At 72.1% G+C, this 2,977-nt stretch carries 4 protein-coding genes; 3 read left to right on the top strand and 1 reads right to left on the bottom strand.

The window, feature by feature from the left end; translation table 11 throughout:
- On the bottom strand, positions 1-626 hold a 626-nt coding region (locus C0461_RS14085; protein ID WP_292107903.1), incomplete at its 3' end, for a methylmalonyl-CoA mutase family protein.
- A gap of 187 nt (positions 627-813) precedes the next feature.
- Here C0461_RS14085 and C0461_RS14080 point away from each other — a divergent pair.
- From C0461_RS14080 to C0461_RS14070, 3 genes are all read left to right on the top strand, one after another.
- Positions 814-2,247, top strand: coding sequence for a DUF2793 domain-containing protein (locus C0461_RS14080; protein WP_292107901.1), 1,434 nt, complete (start codon positions 814-816; stop codon positions 2,245-2,247).
- Positions 2,247-2,489: a hypothetical protein gene (locus tag C0461_RS14075; protein WP_292107900.1), complete on the top strand. Its 243-nt coding sequence runs from the start codon at positions 2,247-2,249 to the stop codon at positions 2,487-2,489. The genes C0461_RS14080 and C0461_RS14075 overlap by 1 nt, the downstream gene beginning before the upstream one ends.
- Positions 2,486-2,977 (top strand): tlde1 domain-containing protein (locus C0461_RS14070; protein ID WP_292107899.1); only part of this gene is annotated, 492 nt, incomplete at its 3' end. The genes C0461_RS14075 and C0461_RS14070, both read left to right, overlap by 4 nt.

Below are 2,977 nucleotides of genomic sequence, written 5' to 3'. Positions count from 1 at the left end.
AAGCGGCCCGAGGCGAGGAACAGGGACGCCCGGGGATAGGCGCCGGCGTGACGGGCCCCGGCCTGGGCGGCGGCGTTGACGTGGGCGGCGACGGGGCCATTGCTGCGGCCTTCGCGGGCGAAGGCGGACAGCGGGTCCAGATGGAAGGCGAGGGGGGCCTCGGGCGCGCCCTTGGCCAGCACGGCCAGCCAGTTGGCGGCCTCGGCGCCCATGAAGCCCGCGTCCAGCGCCACGGGGGCCAGATCCAGCAGGACGCCGTCGAGGGCGCGGGCCAGATCGTCCTGTGACGCGACCGCCACGCCGGTCTGGCCCGACGGATCGAGCCGCAGCAGCAGCGAGGCCGCGCCCTGGGTGAGGGCGTCATGGGCCAGGGCGTTGGCGCGGGCGGGCTCGGGATGGTCGACGAGGGTGCGCAGATCCCACGGCCGGTCGCGGTCGCCGGACAGGCCCGGGCGGGCGCGCAGGACCGCGCGCTCCGGGTCGGCCGCGTAGAGCGGCTGGATCGCCAGACCGTCGGCGGTGCGGCCGATCAGGGTCTCGAACGGCGCGCCTTTGAGGCCCTTTTCAGCGAGGGCGCGCCAGTCGGCGAGAGACGGGACGGGGAAATCTGGGCTGAGGCTTTTCACGGCGCGAGTGATGGGCCGCGGGCGCCCGGCCCGTCAAGCCGGGCTGAAACAGCGCGTGATAATCCCGTATTTTTTGAGGCCACTTCATTGACGCACAAGGGTTCGGCGTTCGCGAGACCCCGATTTCGTCCCGGTGGTTCGCGGCGCCCGCACACTGACGCTCTCGACCCAACATGGAGGCGCGAGCGTGATCCCAGCCGAATCCCAGTCCAGCGCAAGGCTGGACCTGCCCTATCTGCAGGCCGGGCAGATGCAGAAACATGTCACCCTGAACGAGGCCCTGACCCGGCTGGACGCCCTGGTCCAGTGCGCGGTGGTCAGCTGGTCGATCGCCGAGCAGCCGGAAGCGCCGGACGACGGCGCGCTCTATATATTGCCCAACGGCGCCACCGGCGCGGCCTGGTCGGCGATGCCGCCGGGCGGGCTGGCGCGGTTCGAGGCGGGCGGCTGGGCGGCGATCATGGCGCCGCAGGGTCTGCGGGCCTTCGTGCTGGATGAGCAGCGACTGGTCGTGCTGGGCGAGGACGGCTGGACCGACGTGGGCGCGAACCCTGACCGGCTGGACGATCTGGCGGGGCTGGGGGTCGGCACGGCCTCGGACGAGACCAACGCCTTCGCCGCCAAGCTGAACAGCGCCCTGTGGAGCGCGCGGACCGAGGGCGAGGGCGGCACGGGCGATCTGCGGTATGTGCTGAACAAGGAAGACGGGGCGAAGACGCTATCGCTGCTGTTCCAGTCGGGCTGGTCCGGGCGGGCCGAGATCGGGCTGGTCGGCGACGACGATCTGGTGCTGAAGGTGTCGCCGGACGGGGCGGCGTGGCGCGAGGCTCTGCGGGTGGATCGCCAGACCGGGCGGCTTGCCTTTTCGGTGATGGACGCGCTGCTGCGGCCGGCGGCCCAGAACGTGCTGACCGCCTTTGAGACCTCGCCGGGACGGGCGCGGGCATTCCTGATCGACGACCTGATCAGCGCGCTGGAGGCCGCCGGGGTCTGGACGCGGCTGACCGCGCTCTATGTGACGGCGGCCCACGATGAACAGGCGGCGGGCCTGAATCTGAAGACGCCGGGGTTGCATGATCTGACGCCGGTGAACGGTCCCGCGTTTTCGGAGGATCTCGGCTGGTCCGGCGATGGCGTGGACGCCTGGCTGGACACGGGTCTGGGCGCTTCGGCGCTGGCGGACGGCGGGACCGGGGTCGCGGCGGGGGTCTGGGTGACCGCCAATCCGTCGCCGGGGACCAGTCAGTTTCCGCTCGGGCCGGTGGATGGCGACGAGACGCTGTCCATGGCGATCAGCCCGTCGACGGGCAATTTCAGCGCCCGGGTGGGGACGGCGACTCTGGCGGCCTTCGGCGCGGCGCCCGCCGTGACCGGGCATTTCTGCGTCAGCCGGACCAGCACGACCCATGTGTCCGGCTATCACGACGGGGTTCTGATCGGCGCTGCGGCCAGCGCCTTCACGGGCTATGCGGGCGGGTCGACCGCCCTGTTCCGACGGCTGGGCAATCTCCACAGCGGGACTCTGGCGGCCGCCTGGCTGGGCAAGGATCTGGACGCGGGGCAGGCAGCCGCGCTGCACGGGGCGCTGGCGGCGTATCTCGGCGAAACGGGGGCGGTCTGATGGGGCGCGGTCCACAGCCCGAGGGGGACTGGCGGTTCCGCCGGCTCTACACCTATGCGGCCACGGTGGCGGGGCTGGCCATGCTGGCGGTGCTGGTGTGGCGGCTGGAAGCGCCGCGCGAGCTGATGTGGGTGGCGGTGGCGCTGATCGTGCGCGACGCCTGGCGCGAGACCCTCTACATCGTCGCGCCCTCGGCCCAGGCCATCGTGGCGGGGCTGGCCGCCTGGCGGGGGCGGCCATGAGAGTCCCGGACGCGAACGCGCTTCAGGAGACGCTGCGGAGTCTGGGGCTTTACTCCGGCGATCTGGACGGGGTCTGGGGACCGTTGTCGCGGGCCGCGTTCGACGCGCTGGTGGAAGGACATGGCCGCTGTCATCCGGCGCCCGGGCTGCAACGGCCCATGGGATGGTCGTGGGACCAGTCCGAAGGCGCGCTCTATTTCGACGGCCGCTGGACGGCGCGGGGCTATTCGGGGCGCGGGGAGGGACGGAACAACCCGGCCATGGAGGCTGTGCGGGGGATCGGGCCCATTCCTGCCGGGCGCTGGCGAATCGGTCAGCCTCGCAACAGTGCGCGGACCGGTCCCCACGTCATGGACCTGACGCCCATCGGCCATGACGCCCACGGCCGCAGCGCCTTCCAGATCCACGGCGACAACGCGGCGGGCGACGCCTCGTCCGGCTGCATCGTCCTGCCGCGGGCCTTTAGAGAGCGGATCAGCAAGGGCGGG

This window comes from Brevundimonas sp. (genome assembly GCF_013823285.1).
In the GTDB taxonomy this organism is placed as follows: Bacteria; Pseudomonadota; Alphaproteobacteria; order Caulobacterales; family Caulobacteraceae; genus Brevundimonas.
Note: the sequence above shows the minus strand (reverse complement) of the source record. Positions and strands in the feature narration are given on the sequence as shown.

Bases quoted from the DNA above. Each gene is read 5' to 3' on its own strand.
- C0461_RS14075 (WP_292107900.1), top strand. From the start codon at position 2,247: ATGGGGCGCGGTCCACAGCCCGAGGGGGACTGGCGGTTCCGCCGGCTC.